Here is a 22,025-nt window from a genome sequence, read left to right as displayed (position 1 = left end):
CCTCAGCGGCCCGCCGTCCGTCTCAGCGGCCTCAGCCCGCCATGGCGTCCCGCTCGGCCGGCACCAGCGGTGTGGCGCCCGCCGCCCGGGGCCGCAGCAGCAGGTCGCCCGGCACCGCGTCGGGCCGGGTCTGCGGCACGACCCGGTGCGCCGGGTCGCGGACCTCGCCGACCAGCTTCTCCAGTACGTCCTCCAGCGCGACGAGCCCCAGCACCCGGCCCGAGGCGTCCGCGACGGCCGCCAGGTGCGCGGCGGCCCGGCGCAGCACGGTGAGCGCGTCGTCCAGGGGCAGTTCGGCTCGCAGCGTGTCGATGCGCCGCCAGACGTGCTGCGGCACCGCCCGGTCCCGGTCCTCCAGTTCCAGTACGTCCTTGACGTGCAGATATCCCATGAAGGCGCCGCCGGGGGCGCGGACCGGGAAGCGCGAGTAGCCGGTCCGTACGGTCAGCTCCTCGATCTGCCGCGGAGTGGCCGACGGGTCGATGGTGACCAGCGTGTCCGCGTCCAGGAGGACGTCGGTGACCGGGCGGCTGCCCAGCTCCAGCGCGTCCTCCAGCCGGTCCTGCGCCTCGGGGTCGAGCAGCCCGGCCTGCCGGGAGTCGTCGACGAGGTGGGTCAGCTGCTCGCTGGTGAAGACCGCTTCCACCTCGTCCTTGGGCTCGACGCCGAAGACCTTCAGCACGCTACGGGCGCACGCGCCGAGCAGCGCGGTGACCGGCCGGCACAGCCGCGCGAAGGCGACGAGTCCGGGCCCCAGCCACAGCGCCGCCCGGTCGGGGGCGGACATGGCCAGGTTCTTGGGCACCATCTCGCCGATGACCAGGTGCAGGAAGACCACCACGGCGAGCGCGATGGCGTAGCCGAAGGGGTGGACCAGCTGCTCGGGCAGGCGGGCCGCGTGGAAGACGGGCTCCAGCAGGTGCGCCACGGTCGGTTCGGCGACCGCGCCGAGCGTCAGCGAGCAGACGGTGATGCCGAACTGGGCCGCCGCCATCATCTGCGGCAGGTTCTCCAGCCCGGTCAGGACGGTGCGGGCGCGCGCCGAGCCCTCGGCGGCGCGCGGCTCGATCTGGCTGCGCCGTACGGAGACGAGCGCGAACTCGGCCCCCACGAAGAAGCCGTTGGCGAGCACCAGGAGGAGGGCGAAGAGGAGTTGCAGCAGGCTCATCGGTTCTCTCCCTGCGGGCCGCCGGTCCGTGCTATCCGCACCCGTTCGGCGCGGTGGTGGCCGACCTGGCGCACCGAGAGGCGCCAGCCGGGCAGTTCGGCGCTGTCGCCGGGGGCCGGGATGCGTCCGAGCAGCGTGGCGACGAGGCCGGCCACGGTCTCGTACGGGCCGTCCGGGGCGGCGAGGCCGATGCGGCGCAGAGTGTCGACCCGGCAGCCGCCGTCGGCGTCCCAGGCGGGCCGCCCGTCCTCGGTGAGGGCGGCGGCCAGCTCCGGCAGGTCGTGGCCGTCGTGTTCGTCGCGGACCTCGCCGACCAGTTCCTCGACGATGTCCTCCAGGGTCACGACCCCGGCCGTGCCGCCGTACTCGTCGACGACCACGGCTATCGGCTGCTCGCTGCGCAGCCGCTCCAGCAGCGGCCGTACGGGCAGCGTCTCGGGGACGAGCATCGGGGGCACGGCTACGCGGCTCACGGGGGTGCGCAGCCGCTCGTGCGCGGGGACGGCGAGCGCGTCCTTGAGGTGGACCATGCCGACGACCTCGTCCAGCCGCTCGCGGTAGACGGGGAAGCGGGAGAGGCCGGTGGCGCGGGTGAGGTTCAGGACGTCCTCGGCGGTCGCGGACGACTGGAGGGCGCTGACCTTCACGCGCGGCGTCATGACGTGCTGTGCGGTCAGCTCGCCGAGCGAGAGGGTCCGCACGAACAGGTCGGCGGTGTCCTGCTCGATGGCCCCGGCGAGCGCCGAGTGCCGGGCGAGCGAGACGAGCTCGCCGGGCGTACGGGCCGAGGCCAGCTCGTCGGCGGGTTCGACGCCCAGGGCCCGTACGAGCCGGTTGGCGACCTTGTTGAGGGCGGTGATCACGGGCCGGAAGAAGCGGGTGAAGGCGTGCTGCGGGCCGGCGACGAACCGCGCGACCTGGAGCGGCCGGGAGACCGCCCAGTTCTTGGGCACCAGCTCGCCGATGATCATCTGGACGGCGGAGGCCACCAGCATGCCGACGACCACCGCGACGCCGGCTCCGGCGCCGCCGGGCAGGCCGATGGCCGAGAAGGGGCCGGCCAGCAGCCGGCCGAGCGCGGGCTCGGCGAGCATGCCCACCACCAGGGAGGTGATGGTGATGCCCAGCTGGGTGCCGGAGAGTTGGAAGGAGAGTTCGCGGAGCGCCTCGACGACGGTCCTGGCGCGGCGGTCGCCTGCGGCGGCGGCCCGCTCGGCCTCCGGCCTCTCGACGGTCACCAGCCCGAATTCGGCGGCGACGAAGAAGCCGTTGGCCAGGATGAGGAGGAGGGCTGCCGCGAGCAGCAGGAGAGACACGGTGATGCTCATGCCGCCGCCTCGTGGTGGGGGGCGGCGCAGGTACTACAGGAAGATCCGTCCATCGCTGGAGGGAGTCACTCCTCGGTTCGCAGGTCCCCCGCCGGCCGGTTGGGGCGCGGCCGCTTGGGTGCGGGGCGGAGCACGGTGTGTGCCCGTGGCACCAGAGTAATCAAGGAGGCCCCGCCGGGGGCAGCCGCCTCAGGCGGAAGCGCCCGCTCCGTGCGTCTCGGCGAGGGCGCGCAGCGCGCGGGCGTCGCCGATGGCCTGCTCCTTGGCGACGCCGGGCTGGATGCCCATGGCGGGCAGACTGGTGCCGTCGGCGAGGTCGAGGTGGACCCAGGCGTCGCCGGGGCGCAGATTGACGCGGACGATCTGCGCCCAGGCCAGCCGGCGGGTCGTCGTCAGGTTGACGACGAGGACGCCGTCGGGGCCGGCGACGACCTTGGGGCGGCTGAGCAGCACCAGCACCGCGAAGATCACCAGGCCGGTGCAGATGAAGGTGGCCCTGTCGCCGGTGCTCAGGGTCTCCAGCATCAGCGACATCACGGTGAGCGCGACGAGCAGGGCCGTGCCCGAGGTCAGCAGGACGATCCGGGTGCGGGTGGGCCGGAAGGTGACCGGCAGGGCGGGGAGGTCGGGCTGGGGCGTGGACACGGCCGTCGTCTCTTCGTGGTGGGTGGGCGTGCTCTGCCGGGTGCTCAGAGGCGGCAGGCGTGGATGCCGGTGGTGAGGATCGCGCGGGCGCCCAGTTCGTACAGCTCGTCCATGATGCGCTGGGCCTCGTTGGACGGGACCATCGAGCGGACGGCGACCCAGCCCTCGTGGTGCAGTGGGGAGACGGTGGGCGACTCCAGGCCGGGGGTGAGGGCGACGGCGCGCTCGACGTGCTCGACGCGGATGTCGTAGTCCATCATCACGTACCGCCGGGCGACGAGGACGCCCTGCATGCGGCGGAGGAACTGCCGGATCTTGGGGTCGTCGACGCCCTCGCCGGTGCGGCGGATGACGACGGCCTCGGACTCCAGGATCGGCTCGCCGATGATCTCCAGGCCCGCGTTGCGCAGCGTGGTGCCGGTCTCGACGACGTCGGCGATGATCTCGGCGACGCCGAGCTGGATGGCGGTCTCGACGGCCCCGTCGAGGTGGACGACGGCGGCGTCCACGCCGTGGTCGGCGAGGTGCTTGCTGACCAGGCCGTTGAAGGAGGTGGCGACGGTCATGCCGCCGAAGTCTCCGACGCCGTTCGCGGTGCCCGGGCGGGTGGCGTAGCGGAAGGTGGAGCCGGCGAAGCCGAGCTGCATGATCTCCTCGGCGTTGGCGCCGGAGTCGAGCAGCAGGTCGCGGCCGGTGATGCCGATGTCCAGCTTGCCGCTGCCCACGTACACGGCGATGTCGCGGGGGCGCAGGAAGAAGAACTCGACCTCGTTGGCTGCGTCGACGAGGACGAGTTCCCTGCGGTCCTTGCGCTGCTGGTAGCCGGCCTCATGGAGCATCGCCGACGCAGGCTCGGAGAGAGAACCCTTGTTGGGGACGGCGATGCGCAGCATGAGGTCTGTTTCCTTTGTACGTCGGGGTATCGGACGTCGGAGTGGTGCGTCGGGGCGCCCGGCCGGGGCCGGGTCAGAGGTGAGCGTATACGTCGTCGAGGGAGATCCCCCGGGCGACCATCATCACCTGGACGTGGTAGAGCAGCTGGGAGATCTCTTCGGCGGTGGCGGCGGCGCCCTCGTACTCGGCCGCCATCCACACCTCGGCGGCCTCCTCGACGACCTTCTTGCCGATGGCGTGCACGCCCTTTTCCACCAGTTCGGCGGTGCGGGAGGTGCTGGGGTCGCCGGAGGCGGCCTTCTGCTGGAGCTCGGCGAAGAGCTCCTCGAATGTCTTGTCAGCCATGGTGGTGCCCAGCCTACGGGGTGGCGGGCCGGGGATCAGCGCCAGGGCTCCGACACGGAGCGCAGCGTGGTCGCGGTGGCGACGGCGGCGGTGACCGCCTCGTGCCCCTTGTCCTCGGTGGACCCCTCGATGCCGGCCCGGTCCAGGGCCTGCTCCTCGGTGTCGCAGGTCAGCACGCCGAAGCCGATCGGCACGCCGGTGTCGACGCTGACCTGGGTCAGCCCCTGCGTCACGCCCTGGCAGACGTATTCGAAGTGGGGGGTGCCGCCGCGGATGACGACGCCGAGGGCGACGATCGCGTCGTAGCCGCGGCCGGCGAGGACCTTCGCGACGACGGGCAGCTCGAAGCTGCCCGGCACCCGCAGCACGGTGGGCTCGTCGATGCCCAGCTCGCCGAGTGCGCGCAGGGCGCCGTCGACGAGGCCTTCCATGACCTTCTCGTGCCACTGCGCCGCGATGACCGCCACCCGCAGGTCGCCGCAGTTCTTCACACTCAGTTCGGGTGCGCCCTTGCCGCTCACGTCTCTCCTAGGTACTGGTGCTGTGTTCTCGGATACGGCTGCTATTGGTTGCCGCAGGCGGACGCCCGGTCGGCGTCCAGCCACGGCAGGTCGTGCCCCATCCGGTCCCGCTTGGTGCGCAGGTAGCGGAGGTTGTGCTCCTGGGCCTGTACGGGCATGGGCTCGCGGCCGGTGACCACCAGGCCGTGCCGGACGAGGGCCGTGACCTTGTCGGGGTTGTTGGTCATCAGCCGCAGGCTGTGCACGCCGAGGTCGGCGAGGATCCGCGCGCCGGCCGCGTAGTCCCGGGCGTCGGCGGGCAGGCCGAGTTCCAGGTTGGCGTCGAGCGTGTCGCGGCCGCGCTCCTGGAGCTCGTACGCGCGCAGCTTGGACAGCAGGCCGATGCCGCGGCCCTCGTGGCCGCGGAGGTAGAGGACCACGCCGCGGCCCTCGGCGGCGACGCGCTCCAGGGAGGCGTGCAGCTGCGGTCCGCAGTCGCAGCGCTGGGAGCCGAAGATGTCGCCGGTCAGGCACTCGGAGTGGACCCGGACCAGCAGGTCCTCGCCGTCCCCGATGTCGCCGCTGACCAGCGCGATGTGCTCGACGCCGTCGACGGTGGAGCGGTAGCCGTACGCGCGGAAGTCGCCGAACGCGGTGGGCAGCCGGGTGGCGGCCTCGCGGCGGACGGTGGGCTCGGCGGAGCGGCGGTAGGCGACGAGGTCCTCTATCGAGATGATCGCGAGGCCGTGCTTGCGGGCGAAGGGCACCAGCTCGGGCAGGCGCAGCATGGCGCCGTCCTCGCCCGCGATCTCGACGATGGCGGCGGCCGGGCGCAGCCCGGCGAGGCGGGCGAGGTCGACGCCGGCCTCGGTGTGGCCGGGCCGGACCAGGACGCCGCCGGGGCGGGCGCGCAGCGGGAAGACGTGGCCGGGGCGGACGAAGTCGCCGGGCTCGGAGTCCGCGTCGGCCAGCAGCCGGATGGTGGTGGCGCGGTCGGCGGCGGAGATGCCGGTGGTGACGGAGTGCGCGGCGCTCGCGTCGACGGAGACGGTGAAGGCGGTGCTCATCGACTCGGTGTTGCGGGCGACCATCTGCGGGAGGTCGAGCCGGTCGAGGGTGCTCTCCTCCATCGGCGCGCAGATCAGGCCGCGGCACTCGCTCATCATGAAGGCGACGAGTTCGGGGGTGGCCTTCTCCGCGGCGACGACGAGGTCGCCCTCGTTCTCGCGGCTCTCGTCGTCGACCACGACGACGGGGCGGCCGGCGGCGATGTCGCTGATCGCCCGTTCGACGGGGTCGAGGGTGAGGTCCTCTTCGGCCCCGTACCAACTGTGCGGTGCGGTCATGCCGCCGCTCCTTCCGGGATGTGCTGCTGAGTGCTCGTGCGGGACCGCAGCCACCAGTCGCGCAGTCCCCACAGGACGAGGCCGAGGTAGACGACGTAGACGAGGCCGGCGAAGGCCAGGCCGCTGGTGAAGGCGAGCGGGACGCCGACGAGGTCGACCAGGAGCCAGGCGAACCAGAATTCGACGAGGCCGCGGGCCTGGGCGACCATCGCGGTGAGGGTGCCGACGAAGATGTAGGCGTCCGGCCAGGGGTTCCAGGACAGTTCGGGGACGGCGGTGAAGAGCGCGCCGACGGCGAGGGTGCCGAGCGCCGTGCCGCCGGCCAGCAGCCCGCGCTCGCGCCAGGTGGCGAAGCGGACGGCGATGGAGCCGTCCTGCGCGTCGCGCCGGCCGCGCTGCCACAGCCGCCAGCCCCACAGCGCGACGCCGATGACCAGGAGTTGCTTGCCGACGCCGCCGGACAGGTGCGCGTAGGCGTAGGCGGAGACGAGGACGACGCCGGAGAGGAACTGGGCCGGCCAGGTCCAGATGGAGCGCCGCCAGCCGAGGGCGAGGGCGATCAGGCCGACGATGTTGCCGATCATGTCGGACCAGATGACGTGCTGGCCGAGGACGGCGAACGCCTCGTCGTTCAGCCAGCCGACGGCAGTCACTTGGCGGTCTCCGTACGGTCGCCCAGCAGCCGCTCCACGTACTTGGCGAGCACGTCCACCTCAAGGTTGACGCGGTCCCCGGGCTGCTTGATGCCGAGGGTGGTCAGGGCGAGGGTGGTGGGGATGAGGCTGACGGTGAAGTAGTCGGGGCCCGCGTCGACGACGGTGAGGCTGATGCCGTCGACGGTGATGGAGCCCTTCTCCACGATGTAGCGGGTGAGGTCGGCGGGGAGGGAGATCCGGACGATGTCCCAGTGCTCCGAGTGTTCGCGGCCGGCGATGGTGCCGGTGCCGTCGACGTGGCCCTGGACGAGATGGCCGCCGAGCCGGCCGCCGAGCGCCATCGGCCGTTCGAGGTTGACGCGGGAGCCGGCGGCGAGGTCGGCGAGGCTGGAGCGGTCGAGCGTCTCGGCCATGACGTCGGCGGTGAACTCGCCCTCGCCCGCGTCGACGACGGTGAGGCAGACGCCGTTGACGGCGATCGAGTCGCCGTGGCGGGCGCCGTCGGTGACGACGGGGCCGCGGAGGCGGAAGCGGGAGGCGTCGCCGAGGTCCTCGACTCCGGTGACCTCACCCAGTTCTTCGACGATTCCGGTGAACACGTGACTCTCCTAGCGGGCGGGGTGCGGAGCGGCGGCGCTGCCGGGGGCGGGTTCGGCGGCGTGCCGGATGCGGGGCACGGCGGTGAGGCGCAGGTCGGGGCCGAGGCGGCTGACCTCGCTCACGTCGAGGCGCAACGCCTGCGAGATCGTGCCGATTCCGGCGTCCGTCAGCACGGCGGGCCCGGCGCCGAGCAGGGCGGGGGCGAGGTAGCCGACGACCTTGTCGACGGCGTGGGCGGCGAGGAAGGCGCCGGCGAGGGTGGCGCCGCCCTCCAGCAGGACGGAGCGGACGCCGCGGCGGTACACCTCGGCGAGCAGGGCGTGGATGTCCAGGCCGCGGCCGCCGGCGGCGCGCGGCAGCCGCACCACGGGGGCGAGCCCGTCGAGGTGGGCTGTCCCGGCGTCCTCGGCGACAGCGATGAGGGTGGGCGCGGCGCCGTCCAGGACCCGGGCGCCGGGCCGTACGGCGGTGGCGTTGGTGTCGACGACGACCCGCAGCGGCTGGCTGATCCCGGTGTCCGGCATCCGTGCCGTGAGCTGCGGGTCGTCCGTACGGGCGGTGCCGGAGCCGACGATCACGGCGTCGGCCTCGGCGCGCAGCCGGTGCACGTCGGCGCGGGCCTCGGGCGAGGTGATCCAGCGGCTGGTGCCGTCGGCGGCGGCGGTGCGGCCGTCCAGGGTGGCCGCGTACTTCCACAGCACGAAGGGGCGGTGGCGCAGGACCGAGGTCAGCCACGCCTCGTTGCCGGCGGCGGCCTCGTCGGCGAGCAGGCCGCCCTCGACGTCGACGCCCGCGTCCGCGAGGGTGCGGGCGCCGCCGGTCGCGGTGGGGGTGGGGTCGGCGACGGCGTAGACGACGCGGGCGATCCCGGCGTCGAGGAGCGCCTGGGCGCAGGGGCCGGTGCGGCCGGTGTGGTTGCAGGGTTCGAGGGTGACGACTGCGGTGCCGCCCCGGGCCCGCTCCCCCGCCGCGTGCAGCGCGACGACCTCAGCGTGCGGGCCGCCCGCGTGTGCGTGCCAGCCCTCGCCCACGGCGCGGCCCTGGTCGTCGAGGACGACGCAGCCGACGACGGGGTTGGGGCTGGTGGCGCCGAGGGCGCGCGCGGCGAGCGCGATGGCGCGGCGCATGGCGTCGCGCTCCCCGAGGGGCGCTGCGGCTGAGGTGGCCACCGGGTCCTCCTGCCTTCATCAGGCACGGACTCCGGGGCTGTCGGAACGACAAAAAACGGGAACATCGCAACGGCTACGCGGACGCCGGGATACAGGTCGCCCAGGGGAGGACGAGCCGTCGGCGACGGCGTACCGAAACGAGCCCGCCGCGCACTGCCTCCCATCCGGACTTTAACCGTCGGTCCAGGAGTTTCACCTGGTCAACCGGTCGCTGGAGGCGACCGGGTCGCGGACTGTAACCGCCGGTTCGGACTTTCACCGACCCCGGAGTGCGCTTGCGTATATCAGTACGGGTCCAGTCTGCCACGTCTGATCGCAGGGCATGCGGGCGAACTGTTGTGCACTGGGTCACACGCCGTGGGAGCGGTCGCCGGTACCCGGGGGCCTGCGGGGCTCGGCGAGCTCGCGGACGACGGCCATGTCGCTGAAGGGGATCAGCTCGTCGCCGATGCTCTGGTACGGCTCGCTGCCCTTGCCCGCGACGAGGACGGTGTCGCCGGGCTGGGCCATGGCCAGGGCGAAGCGGATCGCGCGCCGCCGGTCGGCGAACCGCTCGAAGGGGGTGCCGGTCGGCGTGACGCCGGCCTCCACGTGGTCGAGGATCGTCTCCGGGTTCTCCGTGCGCGGGTTGTCCGAGGTGAGGACGCACAGGTCGGAGAGGCGGCCGGCGATCGCGCCCATGGCGGCGCGCTTGGTGGTGTCCCGGTCGCCGCCGCAGCCGAAGACGGTGATGATCCGGGCGGCGGCGAAGCCCCGGAGCGTGGTGAGGACCTTCTCCAGCGAGTCCGGGGAGTGCGCGTAGTCCACGATCACCGAGGTGCCGTCCCGGGTGTCGTACCGCTCGAACCGGCCCGGTATGGGCGGCAGCCGGTCGAGCGTGCCGACCAGCGCTTCGAGGTTGTGGCCCAGCTGGTGGCAGGCGGCGACGGCGGCCAGGGCGTTGGAGACCGAGTAGCGGCCGGGGAAGGGGATGGCCGCCGGGTGCTTCTGGCCGTCGTAGTGGAGGGTGAAGCGGCTGCCGGAGGCGCCCACGGAGAGGTCGCTCGCCCGGTAGTCGGCCTCGGTGTCGATGCCGTAGGTGACCGACGCGTCGGGCATCAGCGCCCGTATCTCGGCGCCGACCGGGTCGTCGGCGTTGACGACGGCGCGCCGGCAGAGCCCCTGGAAGAGCCGGAGTTTGGCCTGCTTGTACCGGTCCATGGTGCCGTGGTCGTCCAGGTGGTCCTGGGTGAGGTTGGTGAACACCCCGACGTCGACGAACGTGCGGTCAACCCGGTGGGTGAACAGGGCCATGGAGGTGGCCTCCAGCACCACGCTGGAGGCTCCGCGGTCGCGCATGCGGCCGAGCAGGTACTGGAGTTCCGGGGCCTCCGGGGTGGTCAGGACCGACCTCGGCATCGGGATCGGCTCGCCGCCGACCCGGCTGCCCGAGGTGCCGATGACGCCCACCCGCGCGCCCTCGGCGAGCTGCAGGATCGATTCGGCCATGTACGAGACCGAGGTCTTGCCGTTGGTTCCGGTGATCGCCACCAGGTCCATGCCCCGGCCCGGTTCGCCGTGGTAGCGGGAGGCGGCGACGGGGGCCGCGACGCGGGCGTCCGGCACCCGCACCACGCACACCCCGTCGCCCGCCCCCTCGGGCACCGGGACCTCGCCGTCGATCAGTACGGCCGCCGCGCCCCGCGCCAGCGCCCGTCCGACCGCCCCGGGCCCGCCCTCCGCGTGGCCCCGGACCGCGATGTAGAGCGAGCCGGGCGCCGAACGGTCCGCGTCGAAGGTGATTCCGCCGGTGATCGCGGTGCTCGGGTCGCCCTGGAGGACCTGGTGCTCGTGCCCGTCCAGCAGTTCGCTCAACTTCACAACTGTCCCCATTCGAAGTGCGATCGCGGCGTGCCGAGCGCGGCCTCGGCGGGCGGGCGTGCGGCGTTCCGGACATCGCGGTGGTGGGCCTTGGGAAGGCGAGCGGACCCCACGGGGCGGGGAGATCTGCGGACGAGCCCGGAGCCGGGGCGGCAAAGGACCGCTACCTGCGGCGGCGCGAAGCACTCCGGTGAGCGTCCTGCCCGGCATCGGAGCCGGGCCCGCCAAGGGCCGGAGCGAGAGCGGCATTCGTGTCCGCAGGCCGTCGGGTACGGCAAGGACCGACCCGACGCCATGTGAGCATACATCGGGTCATCGGTTCACTACGCACCGCACCCCGCGCCGCCCGGACCGCGGTCAACGGTCCGGCGAGAACAGGTCGTTGTGGGCGGCGTCCATCGCGGTCAGGACGGCGCCGCGCAGCACCGCCGAGCCGCCTACGGCCGTGGGGCGCACCTCGGTGCGCAGCGGGGACATCCGGGCCAGCCGCCGCTCGACGCGGTCGGCGAGGGCCGCGCCGCCGGCCCGGCCGGTCTCGCCGCCGAGGACCACGCAGCCCGGGTCCAGCACGGCACACAGGGCGGCGGCGCCGAGAACGACGCGGTCCGCCAGCGCGTCGAGGAAGCCCTCGCCCCGCTCCCCCGCGCCGGCCGCGGCGCGTACCGACGCCTCCGCCGCGGCGGCCCCGTCGGACGGCTCGGTCGTGTCCGGGACAGGAGCGATGCCGTGTTCGCGGGCCAGGGCGCACACGGCGGCGCTGCCCGCGAGGGAGTGGAAGCCGCCGTCGCAGGCGGTGGCCGACGGCAGCGACGGGGTGCCGGGGACCGGCAGGAAGCCGATCTCGCCGGTGCCGCCGGACGCGCCGCGGTGGAGTCTGCCGCCCAGGACGACGGCCGCGCCGGTGCCGAGCCCGAGCCAGAGCAGGACGAAGGTGTCCCGGTCGCGGACCGCGCCGAGCCGCCGCTCGGCGACGGCGGCGAGGTTGACCTCGTTCTCCAGCAGGACGGGGACGGCCAGCCGGTCGTGCAGGGCGGCGGACAGCCGGCCGTGCCAGCGCGGCAGGCCGCCGGTGGGCGAGAGCGCGCCGGTGGCCGGGTCGATCAGGCCGGGGGCGCCGACGCCGACCGTGTGCAGCCGGGTGGCGCCGGCCTCCGCGGCGGTACGGGCCACCAGTTCGACGACGTCCACCAGAACTCTCGTCGAGCGCGGGCCCGTACTCGCGTCCGGGTCGACGGGCAGCGACGCCTCGGCGAGCGGCCGGCCGAGCAGGTCGGCGACGCGGACGGCGACGCTGTGGGCGCGTACGTCCACGGCGGCCAGGTGGGCGCGGTCGGCGACGAGCCCGTACAGCCGGGCGTTGGGGCCGCGGCGCTCGGCGCCCGCCTCGCCGACGACCGCGATCAGGCCCGTCTCCCGGAGCCGTTCGACGAGGTCGGCGACGGTGGGCCGGGCGAGCCCGGTACGGGCCCTGAGCTGGCCTGCGGTCAAGGGGCCTTCGTCGCGGAGGAGTTCGAGGGCGATGCGGTCGTTGATGGCGCGGGCCGTGCTCGGGGTCGCGGTGCGCATGCCGGGTTCCTCGCAGACGCTGGTGGACAGGCTATTTAACAGGCAGGGTTCCTGATAGTTTATCGCCTCGAATGGACAGGGCAGGTCGGAGGGAGGGCTGAGCGGCCCTTCGGGGAGGACATGGGGGCATGGCCAAGGGCACGGATCCGCAACTGCGCAGGGCGCGCGTCGCCATATCGGTGGTCTTCGCCGTGCACGGCGCGGTCACCGGCAACTTCGCCACCCGGGTCCCCTGGATCCAGGAGCACGCGGGGATCAGCTCCGGCCTCCTCGGGCTGGCGCTCGCGTTCCCCGCGATCGGCGCGTCGTGCGCGATGCCGCTCGCGGGCCGGATATCCCACCGCTTCGGCTCTCGCGCCGCGCTGCGCGGGCTGCTCGGCCTGTGGTGCGCGGCCCTCGCGCTGCCCGCGATCGCCCCGGGCCTGGCCGGGCTGTGCGCGGTCCTGTTCGTCTACGGCGCCACGGCCGGTGCGGCGGACGTCGCCATGAACGCGCTGGGCGTGGAGACCGAGGAGCGGCTCGGCCGCTCGATCATGTCCGGGCTGCACGGCATGTGGAGCGCGGGGGCGCTCGTCGGCTCGGCGGCGGGCACGCTCGCCGCGCGGGCCGACGTGGACGCCCGGCTGCACCTGGCCGTCGCGGCGGCGGTCCTCGTCGTGCTGGGCGCGCTCGCCTGCCGGTGGGTCCTCGATCTGCGCGGCACGGCCGAGGAGCACCCGCCGCCCCGGTTCGCGCTGCCGCCGCGCTCCGCGCTGATCATCGGCGCCATCGGGTTCTGCGCGGTCTTCGCGGAGGGCGCGAGCCTGGACTGGTCGGCCGTCTACCTGCGGGACGTGATGGACTCCGACGCGGGCCTCGCCGCGGCCTGCACCACGGCGTTCTCCTGCACGATGGCCGCGTCCCGGTTCGCGGGCGACGCGGTGGTGCGGCGCTTCGGGCCCGTACGGACCGTACGGGCGAGCGGCGTGCTGGCGACGGCGGGCGGCCTGCTGGTGGTCCTCGCGAACGGCCCGGGGCCGGCCATCGCGGGGTTCGGGCTGATCGGGCTGGGCATCGCGGTCGTCGTGCCGCTGGCCTTCGCGGCCGCCGCGCGGAGCGGCCCGGCGCCCAGCCAGGCCATCGCGGGCGTCGCGACGATCACCTACACCTCGGGGCTCGTCGCCCCGGCGGCCATCGGCCAGATCGCCAACGCGACGTCGCTCACGGTCTCCTTCGGTCTGGTCACCGCGCTCGCGTTCGGGCTGATCGCGGGGGCGGGCGTCCTGCGCGGCGCCGGCCGCGAGGCGGCCGGGGCGCAGTCCACGGCGGTCGAGCGCAGCTGATCCGGGGGCTCGGCGGACCGTACGGGCACCCGATCCGAGGCCTGTAGGCGCACACGGGCAGCCGGTTCGGGCGAGGCTCGCCGACTGTGCGTACGGGCGTCGAGCGGTACGAACGCCCGGCGACGGTACGGACGACCGCCGGGCGTTACGGGCACCACGCCGGATCGACAGCAGCCCATACACGCGGCATGGGCCGTACCCCGCTCCCCTCGACGGAGTGCGCGGTACGGCCCACGGTCTGCCGGCAGGTAAGCCGCCAGGCGTCAGAAGCCCCAGCCCTGGTGGTGGTTGTGGTGGCCGCCGTGCCAGCGGTGGTTGTCACAGCCCCAGCCGCCGCTGTGGCCCCAGCGACCGCTGTGACCCCACTCGGCGTTGTCCCAGCCGTTGTTCCAGCTGTTGCCCCAGCCGCGGGCCGGCAGGTCGTGGTAGCTGCCGTAGGAGTGGCAGTCGTTGTGGCGCCAGCCGTCGTGGGCCTGGGCCACGCCGGACATGGGGACGACGACGGCGCCCGCCAGAATCGTGGCGGCCGCGGCGCGGCCGATGAACTTCAGCATGTTGCGTCTCCTGTTGCGCAGGAAGAATGTGACACCGAACGCTTACCGTGGCGCGGCGCCGGAGGGTTCCCGGCTCGGCGGCAGTGCATTCGATGGGGTGGCCGGAATTGAGCCGGTTGCAGCAGCTCAACAGGGCGCCGCGGCCGGGCTTCCGGCATAGTGCGGAAGCCCGGCCGCCGACCCGCGCGCGGGAGCGCCGCCCGGTCAGTCCCCTGCGCCGGCGGCGTGGTCGTACTCGGTGGTCCCGCCGTCCAGCAGGGAGGGCCGCTGACGGCCGGCGGCGCGGGAGAGCCAGCGCAGCGCGTGGTAACCGGTGAGGACGATCAAGGTGCCCAGCGCGATGCCGCTCAGTTCGAAGTTGTCGGTGAACTTCAGGGTGACGCCGCCGATGCCGATGATGATGCCGGCCGCCGCCGGTACGAGGTTGAGCGGCTGCGAGAAGTCCACCTTGTTCCGCACCCAGATCTGCGCGCCGAGCAGGCCGATCATGCCGTAGAGGATGACGGTGATGCCGCCGAGCACGCCGCCGGGGATCGCGGCGACGACCGCGCCGAACTTGGGGCAGAGGCCGAAGAGGAGGGCGAAGCAGGCGGCGGCGGAGTAGGCGGCGGTCGAGTAGACGCGGGTGGCCGCCATGACGCCGATGTTCTCGGCGTACGTGGTGGTGGCCGGGCCGCCCACCGCGGTGGAGAGCATCGTCGCCGTGCCGTCCGCGACGATGGCCGTTCCCATCTTGTCGTCGAGGGCGTCGCCGGTCATCTCGCCGACGGCCTTGACGTGTCCGGCGTTCTCCGCGATGAGCGCCACCAGTACGGGCAGCGCGACGAGGATCGCCGACCACTGGAAGTTCGGGGCGTGGAAGGTGGGGGCGCCGATCCAGTCGGCCTTGGCGACGCCGGAGAAGTCGATGCGCCAGTGGTCGACGACCTTGCCGGCGCCGTCCGCCGAGTGGATCTGTCCCAGCACGGCGTCGAGGAGCCAGGAGAGCAGGTAGCCGAAGACCAGGCCGAGGAAGATCGCGATACGGCCCCAGAAGCCGCGGAGCACGACCAGGGCCAGCCCCGTGAAGAGCATGGTGGCCAGGGCGGTCCACTGGTCCTGGGGCCAGTACGTGGTCGCGACGACGGGGGCCAGCCCGAAGCCGATCAGCATCACCACGGCGCCGGTCACCGCCGGGGGCAGTACGGCGTGGATGACGCGCGCCCCCAGGAAGTGCACGGCGATGCCGCATCCGGCCAGGCAGGCGCCGACCACGAACATCGCGCCCGTCAGGGTGCCCGCGTCCCCGCCCTGGCCCGCGATGACCGCGGACACGCCGACGAAGGAGAGCGAAGACCCCAGGTAGCTGGGGATTCGGCCACGGGTCAGCACGAGGAACAGCACCGTCGCCACGCCGGAGGCCATCAGCGCCAGGCCGGGGTCCAGGCCCATGAGCACCGGGGCGACGAAGCACGCGCCGATCATCGAGACGACGTGCTGGGCCCCGAGTCCGACCGTTCTGCCCCACGTCAGCCGCTCGCCGGGTTTGACCACCTCGTCGGGGCCCAGGTGTTTGCCGTCGCCGTGCAGCTTCCACCCGAAGCCCGCCATGTTCACGCTCCACATCTGTGCCGCCCTGCACGCCACAGAGCCGAAGTGATTAATAGCTGATCACTTCGACGGGGACAAACCGAACCGGAAGGGGTATTCGAGTGGATTCGCTCAGTGACCAAAAACCGCCCGCGGCCGGACTCGCGCTGGGGCCGGGGGCGCGGCCGGGGATCATCCGGAAGGAGCGGGTCCGTGCCCCGCGCACGCGATGTGCCCGCTCTCTGCCCGCGCACACCCTGTTGCTCGCGTCACACGCGGTCGACGCTGCGACATACCCCTTCGGCGCGGGCGCGGCCGGAGGGGCCGGCCCCCGCGCGGAACGCATCCGGGCGGGGGCGTGCGGGGGCCGCGTGCGGCCGGCATGGGCACGCGGCCGGAACGGGCCCGGTGGGCGGCCGGGGCCGAGCCGGCGCTTCCGTCGGCCTCCCCGCCGGAGGCGCCGCCGCAGCCGCCCCGGTCACCGCTGACACCGGGGGCAGCGGTGGCCGTACCGGCCGGGCGCGGCGGGCGCCCGGCGGCGGGGTTCATCCGTTCCGGTCATCCGCCGCCCGGCGCCCGCCGCGCCCGGTACGGGCCTGTCACGCTGAGCACATGACGACGACGCAGTCGCAGTGGGTCCCGACCGATGTCGACGGCGTGCTGGCGCGCATGCGGGCGCTGGACGCCGAGCTGCCGCCGGGCGACGGCGTGGCCGTCTTCAACCGGGTGTATCTGTCGGTCACCGCGGAGATCGCCCGGCGGATCGCGGCCGGGCACTTCCGGGACCGGGCGACGGCCGCGGAGCTGGACGCCCGGTTCGCCGGGCGGTATCTGGCGGCGGTGGACGCGGCCGGGGCCGGGCGGCGGGCCCCGGCCTGCTGGCGGCCGCTGTTCCAGTCGCGCCGCCACCCGTCCGTACGGCCTCTTCAGTTCGCGCTGGCCGGCATCAACGCACATATCGGGCACGACCTGGCGCTCGCGCTCGTCGACACCTGCCGGGCCCGGAGCGTCGAACCGGCCGCGCTGGAGGGCGACTTCGACCGGGTCGGCGATCTGCTCGCGGGGATGGAGGAGATGATCCGCGAGGAGCTGATGCCCGGCCCCGATGTACTGGACGTGGCCGATCCGCTGACGCATCTGGTGGGGTCGTGGAGCTTGCAAGCAGCGCGGGAGGGGGCGTGGGCGGCGTTCCGCGCGCTGTGGGCGGTGCGCGCGCTCGGCGATGTCGCCGAGGAGCTGACGGAGCGGATCGACGCGAGCGTGGGCCTGGTCGGCCGCTGCCTGCTGACGCCGCTGAGCTGAGGCGGCGCTGTGGGAGCGGGCCGCCGCCGTGTCCCCTGAACACGGCGGCGGCCCGCGGCTCGGGGCCGGGCGGGGGGCCGGCGGCACGCATCGCGGCGGATGCCCGCGCCGCGGCGGCCCGTTCGTACGCCGCTCGCCAGGCCTGTTCGTACCCCCACCGTCAGGCCTGCTCGTACACCGCCCGCCAAGCCGGTTCGTACACCCACCGTCAGGCCTGCTCGTACACCGCCCGCCAAGCCGGTTCGTACACCGCCCGCCAAGCCGGTCCGTACGCCGCCCGTCAGTCCTCGGGGAGCTCCACAGGCGCGATCTCCTCGAAGCGGTCGCCGGGGCCGGGGTTGGCCGGGTCCGTCGCGCCGCCGAAGTGGTGCATGACGCCCCACACGGCGTTGAGCGCGGTCTGCACGGCGCCCTCCGCCCAGCCCGCGGTCCAGGAGATGTCGTCGCCCGCGAGGAAGAGGCCGCGCTTGTCCTCGGCGAGGCGGTCCTGCATGAAGTGGGTGAACAGCCGCCGCTGGTAGCGGTAGTGGCCGGGGAGGTTGGCCTTGAACGCGCCCATGAAATAAGGCTCGTTCTCCCAGGAGACGGTGACCGGGTTGCCGATGATGTGCTTGCGGATGTCGACCTTGGGATAGATCTCGCCGAGCGACTTCAGCATCACCTCCATCCGCTCGTTCGCGGACAGCGGCAGCCACTTGAGGCTGTCGTCGCACCAGGTGTACGAGAGGCAGATGGCGGCGGGCCGGTCCGGGCCGTCGTCCAGCAGGTAGGTGCCGCGCGTCATCCGGTCGGTGAGCGTCATGCTCATCACGTCCCGCCCGGTCTCCTCGTCGGTGTCCCGCCAGAAGGGCCGGTCGACGGGGACGAAGAGCTTGGACGACTCCATGTAGTGGGTGCGCTCCACCGCCGTCCAGTGGTCGATGGGCAGCAGCGACTCATCGCAGGCGATCTTGGAGAGCAGCATCCAGGACTGCGCGGTGAAGACCGCCGCCCGGTACGTGCGGATGTCGCCGGAGGCGTCGGTGACGGTGACGCGGTTGCCCGCCGTACGGTCCATCCGGGTCACGGCCGGGCGTGGGTCGCCGCCGTGCAGCGAGGCCAGCGAGGTGCCGGGCGCCCAGTGCACGGTCTTGGCCGGCTCGCGCTCCCACAGCCGCTGCGGCAGCTGCTGGCTGCCGCCGACGATCCCCCGGTGGTCGTCGTCCGCGCCGGTGTAGACGACGCGCAGGATCTCCAGGATCGAGTTGGGGAAGTCCGTGTCCCAGCCGCCGGTGCCGAAGCCGACCTGGCCGAAGATCTCGCGGTGCCGGAAGGACTTGAAGGCCGGGGAGTCGCAGAGGAAGCCGTAGAAGGTCTGGTTGTCGAGCCGCTCGACGAGCTGTGCCCAGATCGCGCGGATGCGCGGGATGTCGCGCTCGCGGATGGCGTGCTGCATGTCGGAGAAGTCGGCGCCCTCTTCGAGGCAGGCGTTCCAGGCGTGCATCACCTGGTGGTAGACCTCGGGCAGGTCCTCGACGGTCTCGGCGTAGTGCGTCTCGCCCTTGAGGTCGACGATGGTGGAGGGGGTGTCGGGGGCCAGCGGGTTGGGGAACGGCTCGGTCCGCAGCCCGGCCAGGTCGATGTAGTGCTGGAGCGCGGTGGAGCACGGCGGGAAGCGCATGGCGCCCATCTCGGCCGTCAGCGTCTCGTCGCAGCCCTCGAAGCGCTCGGTGCGCAGCCGGCCGCCGATCCGGTCCGCCTCGTACACGACGGGCCGCAGCCCCATCTTCATCAGCTCGTACGCGGTGACGATGCCGGAGAGGCCGCCGCCGATGACCGCGACCTCCGTGCCGTGCTCGGTCGCGGGTATCTGGCCGAGGCCCGCCGGGTGGGCGAGGTAGTCGTCGTAGGCGTAGGGGAAGTCCGGGCCGAACATGGTGATGGGCGGCAGGGCGGGCTTCGCCTGCTCGTCGTGGACGGCGGTGGGCACCGTGGACGTCATCGGCTGGACTCTCCTACTGGCAAAGGGGGGTGAGGGACTTCGAGAGAGGGTGCTCACACGAGCGAGGTGTACAGCTGGGGCCGCCGGTCGGCGAGGTAGCTGTTCTCGGCGCGGGACGCCTTCAGGAACTGGGTGTCGACGTCGGCGAGGATCAGGTCCTCGCCCGCGCCCGCGCGTGCCCGTACGGTCCCGTCGGGCGCGGCGACGCAGCTCATCCCGGCGAAGTCGAACTCCCCCTCCCTGCCGCAGCGGTTGGCGTAGGCGAGGTAGAGCTGGCTCTCCCAGGCGCGGGCCGGGATGATCGTCTGCGGGACGATCTCGTACGGGCGCATCAGCGCGGTCGGCGCGAGCAGCAGTTCGGTGCCGGCCAGCGCGTGGACCCGTACGGTCTCCGGGAACTCGACGTCGTAGCAGATCAGCAGGCCCAGCCGGACGCCGTCGAGGTCGGCCTGGACCAGGGCGTCGTCGCCGGGGGTGAAGCAGCCCGTCTCGAACGGGCCGAAGAGGTGGGTCTTGCGGTAGTTCGCCAGCCGCTCACCGGCGGGGCCGATCAGCTGGACGGAGTTGTACAGCGCGTCCCCGGCCCGCTCCGGGTAGCCGTAGCCGATGGCGATGCCCTGCTCGGCGGCGATGCGGGCGACGGCCTCGGCCCCCGGCCCGGAGGCGGTCTCGGCGCGCCGGCGGACGTCCTCGCCGATCGCGTACCCGGTGAGGTACAGCTCGCCGGTGAGCAGCAGCCGGGCACCCGATCCGGCCGCCCGGCGGGCGGCGGCGGCCAGCGCCGCGATGCTGTCCGCGGTGGTCTCGGGGACGCCGCCGGGGCCTTGGTACAGCGCGATGCGCAGCGACGGCATGGGGGACCTCTTCACCGGGTTGGGGGGCGGCTGCCGGGGATCGAAGAGGCGATCACCGGGACGTATCGACGCTACGGTTCGCGCTCAGCACCGGACAAGCGGCCTCTGTTGCGCGTTCCCGGAGGATTCGTTGCGTGTTGTACGGACCTGGCGGCGATTCATTGCGCCGCGCCCCGTAAGCGCGGCGGAGCGGCTCAGGAAGGGGCGCCGGAGGTGAAGCGGCGCAGCAGCGGGGAGAGCACGAGGACGGACTTGGTGCGCTCCACGAACGGCTCGCCCGCGATGCGCTCCAGCACCCGCTCGAAGTGGCGCATGTCGGAGGCGAAGACCTGGACGATGGCGTCGGCCTCGCCGGTGACGGTGGAGGCGGACGCCACTTCCGGGTAGCGGGAGAGGCCGCGGTGGATCGATTCCGGCGAGGTGTTGCGGCGGCAGTACAGCTCGATGAATCCCTCGGTCTCCCAGCCGAGGGCCGCCGGGTCCACCCGGACGGTGAATCCGGTGATGGCGCCCTCGGCGCGCAGCCGGTCCACGCGCCGCTTGACGGCGGGCGCGGAGAGGCCGACCTCGGCGCCGATGTCGGCGTAGGAGCGGCGGGCGTCCTGGGCGAGGGCGTGGACGATGCGCTGGTCGAGCTCGTTCATCTGGCGCACGTGCGGACGGGTCACTTCTCTGCGGGCGGCTGCGGGTCTTCCGGGGCGGGCCGGGCGTCGCGGGCCAGCCGCGAGCGGTTCATGCCGTACCCGAAGTAGATCACGAGGCCGACCGCCATCCATGCCGCGAAAACGACCCATGTGATGGGGGACAGACTACCCATCATGTAGACGCACAGGACGAAACCGACGGCCGGGAAGAGCGGGGCGAGCGGTACCCGGAAGGTGCGGTGCATCTCGGGGCGGGTCCGGCGCAGCACGATGACGGCCACGTTGACCAGCGCGAACGCGAAGAGCGTGCCGATGCTGGTGGCGTCGGCCAGCTGGCCGAGCGGGATCGCGGCGGCCAGGACGCCGCAGAAGAGGGAGACGAGGACGGTGTTGGCGCGGGGGACGCCGGTGCGCGCGTGGACCCTGCCGAAGACCTTCGGTACGAGCCCGTCGCGGGCCATCGCGAAGAGGATGCGGGTCTGGCCGTAGAGCACGGTCAGCACGACGCTGGCGATGGCGATGACCGCGCCGGCCGCGAGCAGCACGGCCCAGAAGCTCTGCCCGGTGACGTCCTCCATGATCCCGGCGAGGGCGGCCTCGGAGCCCTTGAACGACTTCCAGGGCATGGCCCCCACCGCGACGGCCGCGACCAGTACGTACAGGGCGGTGACGATCAGCAGCGACAGCATGATCGCGCGCGGCAGGTCGCGCTTGGCGTCCTTGGCCTCCTCGCCCGCGGTGGAGGCGGCGTCGAAGCCGATGTAGGAGAAGAAGAGGGTGGCTCCGGCGGCGCTGACGCCGCCGAGGCCGAGCGGCAGGAACGGCGCGTAGTTGCCGGCCCGGATGCCGGTGAAGGCGACGGCGCAGAAGAGCAGCAGCGCCACGATCTTCACGCCGACCATGATCGCGTTGGCGCGGGCGCTCTCGCGGGCGCCGCCGAGCAGGAAGGCCATGCACAGCGCCACCACGAGCAGCGCGGGCAGGTTGAAGACGCCGCCGTCGCCGGGCGGGCTCGCGAGAGCGGTGGGGATGGTGACGCCGATGGTGCCGTCGAGGAGTTCGTTGAGGTACTGGCCCCAGCCGACGGCGACGGCCGCGACGGAGACCCCGTACTCCAGGATCAGGCACCAGCCGCAGACCCAGGCGACGAGTTCGCCGAGGGTGGCGTAGGTGTACGAGTAGGAGGAGCCGGAGACGGGGATGGTGCCCGCCAGTTCGGCGTAGGAGAGGGCGGAGAAGAGCGCGGTGATCCCGGCGAGGACGAAGGAAATCATCACGGCGGGCCCGGCCTTGGGCACCGCCTCGCCGAGTACGACGAAGATGCCGGTGCCCAGCGTCGCCCCGATGCTGATCATCGTCAGCTGCCACATGCCCAGGGAGCGCCGCAGCGAGCCGCCCTCGCCCTGCCCGCTCTCGGCGACCAGCAGCTCGACGGGCTTGCGCCGCATGACGCGTCGGAGGGGGCCGGCGGGCGGCCGCGAGGGCCGCCCGGGGTCCGCGGCCGGGGGCGCTGCGCCGTGCTCCAACACTGGGGTGGCTCCTTTATCGCTGCCGGTCGGGCGGCGACCGGCGGCGGGCCCGGGCGGCGGGCACGCGAAAGGCGCGTGCAACCCGTAGCCGAGGGACCGCCGAGCAGGCGGTCCCCGCCACTCCACGTACAGCGCACGACCCTACGAGCTGGGTGCGTACGCCCGTAATGCATCATTCTTGCGCACCGGCGCA

At 73.2% G+C, this 22,025-nt stretch carries 20 protein-coding genes and 1 riboswitch; of the genes, 2 read left to right on the top strand and 18 right to left on the bottom strand.

The window, feature by feature from the left end; all coding sequences use genetic code 11:
* Positions 1-31: 31 nt before the first annotated feature.
* The 12 genes from AB0I22_RS07880 to AB0I22_RS07825 all read right to left on the bottom strand — a co-directional run bounded on the left by AB0I22_RS07880 (position 32) and on the right by AB0I22_RS07825 (position 12,077).
* A complete protein-coding gene (locus AB0I22_RS07880) occupies positions 32-1,168 on the bottom strand; it encodes a hemolysin family protein (protein WP_363129769.1) in 1,137 nt (378 codons plus the stop codon).
* Positions 1,165-2,490, bottom strand: a complete 1,326-nt coding sequence (locus AB0I22_RS07875; protein WP_363129796.1) for a hemolysin family protein — start codon at positions 2,488-2,490, stop codon at positions 1,165-1,167. Before AB0I22_RS07875 ends, AB0I22_RS07880 begins: the two co-directional genes overlap by 4 nt.
* Before the next feature lie 195 nt (positions 2,491-2,685).
* Positions 2,686-3,141 carry a PH domain-containing protein gene (locus AB0I22_RS07870; RefSeq protein ID WP_363129768.1) on the bottom strand — a complete coding sequence of 152 codons (456 nt, stop codon included), beginning with the start codon at positions 3,139-3,141 and terminating at the stop codon, positions 2,686-2,688.
* A gap of 44 nt (positions 3,142-3,185) precedes the next feature.
* Positions 3,186-4,034: an ATP phosphoribosyltransferase gene (gene hisG / locus AB0I22_RS07865; protein WP_363129767.1), complete on the bottom strand. Its 849-nt coding sequence runs from the start codon at positions 4,032-4,034 to the stop codon at positions 3,186-3,188.
* 73 nt (positions 4,035-4,107) lie between these two features.
* Complete coding sequence (locus tag AB0I22_RS07860; RefSeq protein WP_363129766.1) at positions 4,108-4,380, bottom strand: phosphoribosyl-ATP diphosphatase; 273 nt, start codon at positions 4,378-4,380, stop codon at positions 4,108-4,110.
* Positions 4,381-4,415: 35 nt separating this feature from the next.
* Positions 4,416-4,901, bottom strand: a complete 486-nt coding sequence (gene ribH / locus AB0I22_RS07855; protein WP_363129765.1) for a 6,7-dimethyl-8-ribityllumazine synthase — start codon at positions 4,899-4,901, stop codon at positions 4,416-4,418.
* A gap of 41 nt (positions 4,902-4,942) precedes the next feature.
* Entirely contained in the window at positions 4,943-6,226 is a 1,284-nt protein-coding gene (locus AB0I22_RS07850; protein WP_363129764.1) for a bifunctional 3,4-dihydroxy-2-butanone-4-phosphate synthase/GTP cyclohydrolase II, read from the bottom strand.
* A complete protein-coding gene (locus AB0I22_RS07845) occupies positions 6,223-6,879 on the bottom strand; it encodes a nicotinamide mononucleotide transporter family protein (RefSeq protein ID WP_363129763.1) in 657 nt (218 codons plus the stop codon). The genes AB0I22_RS07850 and AB0I22_RS07845 overlap by 4 nt, the downstream gene beginning before the upstream one ends.
* Complete coding sequence (locus tag AB0I22_RS07840) at positions 6,876-7,481, bottom strand: riboflavin synthase (RefSeq protein ID WP_363129762.1); 606 nt, start codon at positions 7,479-7,481, stop codon at positions 6,876-6,878. Before AB0I22_RS07840 ends, AB0I22_RS07845 begins: the two co-directional genes overlap by 4 nt.
* Before the next feature lie 9 nt (positions 7,482-7,490).
* Positions 7,491-8,609: a bifunctional diaminohydroxyphosphoribosylaminopyrimidine deaminase/5-amino-6-(5-phosphoribosylamino)uracil reductase RibD gene (ribD, locus tag AB0I22_RS07835; protein ID WP_363129795.1), complete on the bottom strand. Its 1,119-nt coding sequence runs from the start codon at positions 8,607-8,609 to the stop codon at positions 7,491-7,493.
* Between the two features lie 188 nt (positions 8,610-8,797).
* Positions 8,798-8,928: riboswitch (FMN riboswitch) on the bottom strand.
* A gap of 71 nt (positions 8,929-8,999) precedes the next feature.
* A complete protein-coding gene (locus tag AB0I22_RS07830; protein ID WP_363129761.1) occupies positions 9,000-10,511 on the bottom strand; it encodes a UDP-N-acetylmuramoyl-L-alanyl-D-glutamate--2,6-diaminopimelate ligase in 1,512 nt (503 codons plus the stop codon).
* 357 nt (positions 10,512-10,868) lie between these two features.
* The gene (locus AB0I22_RS07825) at positions 10,869-12,077 is read right to left on the bottom strand and encodes an ROK family transcriptional regulator (protein WP_363129760.1); all 1,209 of its coding nucleotides are present in this window, start codon (positions 12,075-12,077) and stop codon (positions 10,869-10,871) included.
* Between the two features lie 128 nt (positions 12,078-12,205).
* On the opposite strand from AB0I22_RS07825, the gene AB0I22_RS07820 reads away from it, so the two are divergent.
* Positions 12,206-13,399: an MFS transporter gene (locus AB0I22_RS07820; protein ID WP_363129759.1), complete on the top strand. Its 1,194-nt coding sequence runs from the start codon at positions 12,206-12,208 to the stop codon at positions 13,397-13,399.
* A gap of 263 nt (positions 13,400-13,662) precedes the next feature.
* On the opposite strand, the gene AB0I22_RS07815 is transcribed toward AB0I22_RS07820, so the two are convergent.
* On the bottom strand, positions 13,663-13,953 hold the full coding sequence (locus tag AB0I22_RS07815) for a hypothetical protein (protein ID WP_363129758.1): 291 nt from the start codon (positions 13,951-13,953) through the stop codon (positions 13,663-13,665).
* 204 nt (positions 13,954-14,157) lie between these two features.
* Complete coding sequence (locus AB0I22_RS07810) at positions 14,158-15,543, bottom strand: solute carrier family 23 protein (RefSeq protein WP_363129757.1); 1,386 nt, start codon at positions 15,541-15,543, stop codon at positions 14,158-14,160.
* A 591-nt stretch (positions 15,544-16,134) separates the two neighbouring features.
* On the opposite strand from AB0I22_RS07810, the gene AB0I22_RS07805 reads away from it, so the two are divergent.
* A complete protein-coding gene (locus AB0I22_RS07805) occupies positions 16,135-16,824 on the top strand; it encodes a DUF5995 family protein (RefSeq protein ID WP_363129756.1) in 690 nt (229 codons plus the stop codon).
* 280 nt (positions 16,825-17,104) lie between these two features.
* Here the strand turns inward: AB0I22_RS07805 and AB0I22_RS07800 are convergent, their stop codons facing one another.
* From AB0I22_RS07800 to AB0I22_RS07785, 4 genes are all read right to left on the bottom strand, one after another.
* On the bottom strand, positions 17,105-18,805 hold the full coding sequence (locus AB0I22_RS07800; RefSeq protein WP_363129755.1) for an NAD(P)/FAD-dependent oxidoreductase: 1,701 nt from the start codon (positions 18,803-18,805) through the stop codon (positions 17,105-17,107).
* A gap of 53 nt (positions 18,806-18,858) precedes the next feature.
* Entirely contained in the window at positions 18,859-19,659 is an 801-nt protein-coding gene (locus tag AB0I22_RS07795; protein WP_363129754.1) for a carbon-nitrogen hydrolase family protein, read from the bottom strand.
* A gap of 194 nt (positions 19,660-19,853) precedes the next feature.
* Positions 19,854-20,303, bottom strand: a complete 450-nt coding sequence (locus tag AB0I22_RS07790; protein ID WP_363129753.1) for an Lrp/AsnC family transcriptional regulator — start codon at positions 20,301-20,303, stop codon at positions 19,854-19,856.
* A 20-nt stretch (positions 20,304-20,323) separates the two neighbouring features.
* The gene (locus tag AB0I22_RS07785; protein WP_363129752.1) at positions 20,324-21,832 is read right to left on the bottom strand and encodes an amino acid permease; all 1,509 of its coding nucleotides are present in this window, start codon (positions 21,830-21,832) and stop codon (positions 20,324-20,326) included.
* Positions 21,833-22,025 lie beyond the last annotated feature (193 nt).

It is taken from the genome of Streptomyces sp. NPDC050610, assembly GCF_040654875.1.
In the GTDB taxonomy this organism is placed as follows: domain Bacteria; phylum Actinomycetota; class Actinomycetes; order Streptomycetales; family Streptomycetaceae; genus Streptomyces.
Note: the sequence above shows the minus strand (reverse complement) of the source record. Positions and strands in the feature narration are given on the sequence as shown.

Bases quoted from the DNA above. Each gene is read 5' to 3' on its own strand.
- AB0I22_RS07880 (WP_363129769.1), bottom strand. From the start codon at position 1,168: ATGAGCCTGCTGCAACTCCTCTTCGCCCTCCTCCTGGTGCTCGCCAAC.
- hisG (WP_363129767.1), bottom strand. From the start codon at position 4,034: ATGCTGCGCATCGCCGTCCCCAACAAGGGTTCTCTCTCCGAGCCTGCG.
- AB0I22_RS07860 (WP_363129766.1), bottom strand. From the start codon at position 4,380: ATGGCTGACAAGACATTCGAGGAGCTCTTCGCCGAGCTCCAGCAGAAG.
- AB0I22_RS07850 (WP_363129764.1), bottom strand. From the start codon at position 6,226: ATGACCGCACCGCACAGTTGGTACGGGGCCGAAGAGGACCTCACCCTC.
- ribD (WP_363129795.1), bottom strand. From the start codon at position 8,609: ATGCGCCGCGCCATCGCGCTCGCCGCGCGCGCCCTCGGCGCCACCAGC.
- AB0I22_RS07825 (WP_363129760.1), bottom strand. From the start codon at position 12,077: ATGCGCACCGCGACCCCGAGCACGGCCCGCGCCATCAACGACCGCATC.
- AB0I22_RS07820 (WP_363129759.1), top strand. From the start codon at position 12,206: ATGGCCAAGGGCACGGATCCGCAACTGCGCAGGGCGCGCGTCGCCATA.
- AB0I22_RS07815 (WP_363129758.1), bottom strand. From the start codon at position 13,953: ATGCTGAAGTTCATCGGCCGCGCCGCGGCCGCCACGATTCTGGCGGGC.
- AB0I22_RS07810 (WP_363129757.1), bottom strand. From the start codon at position 15,543: ATGGCGGGCTTCGGGTGGAAGCTGCACGGCGACGGCAAACACCTGGGC.
- AB0I22_RS07805 (WP_363129756.1), top strand. From the start codon at position 16,135: ATGACGACGACGCAGTCGCAGTGGGTCCCGACCGATGTCGACGGCGTG.
- AB0I22_RS07800 (WP_363129755.1), bottom strand. From the start codon at position 18,805: ATGACGTCCACGGTGCCCACCGCCGTCCACGACGAGCAGGCGAAGCCC.
- AB0I22_RS07795 (WP_363129754.1), bottom strand. From the start codon at position 19,659: ATGCCGTCGCTGCGCATCGCGCTGTACCAAGGCCCCGGCGGCGTCCCC.
- AB0I22_RS07790 (WP_363129753.1), bottom strand. From the start codon at position 20,303: ATGAACGAGCTCGACCAGCGCATCGTCCACGCCCTCGCCCAGGACGCC.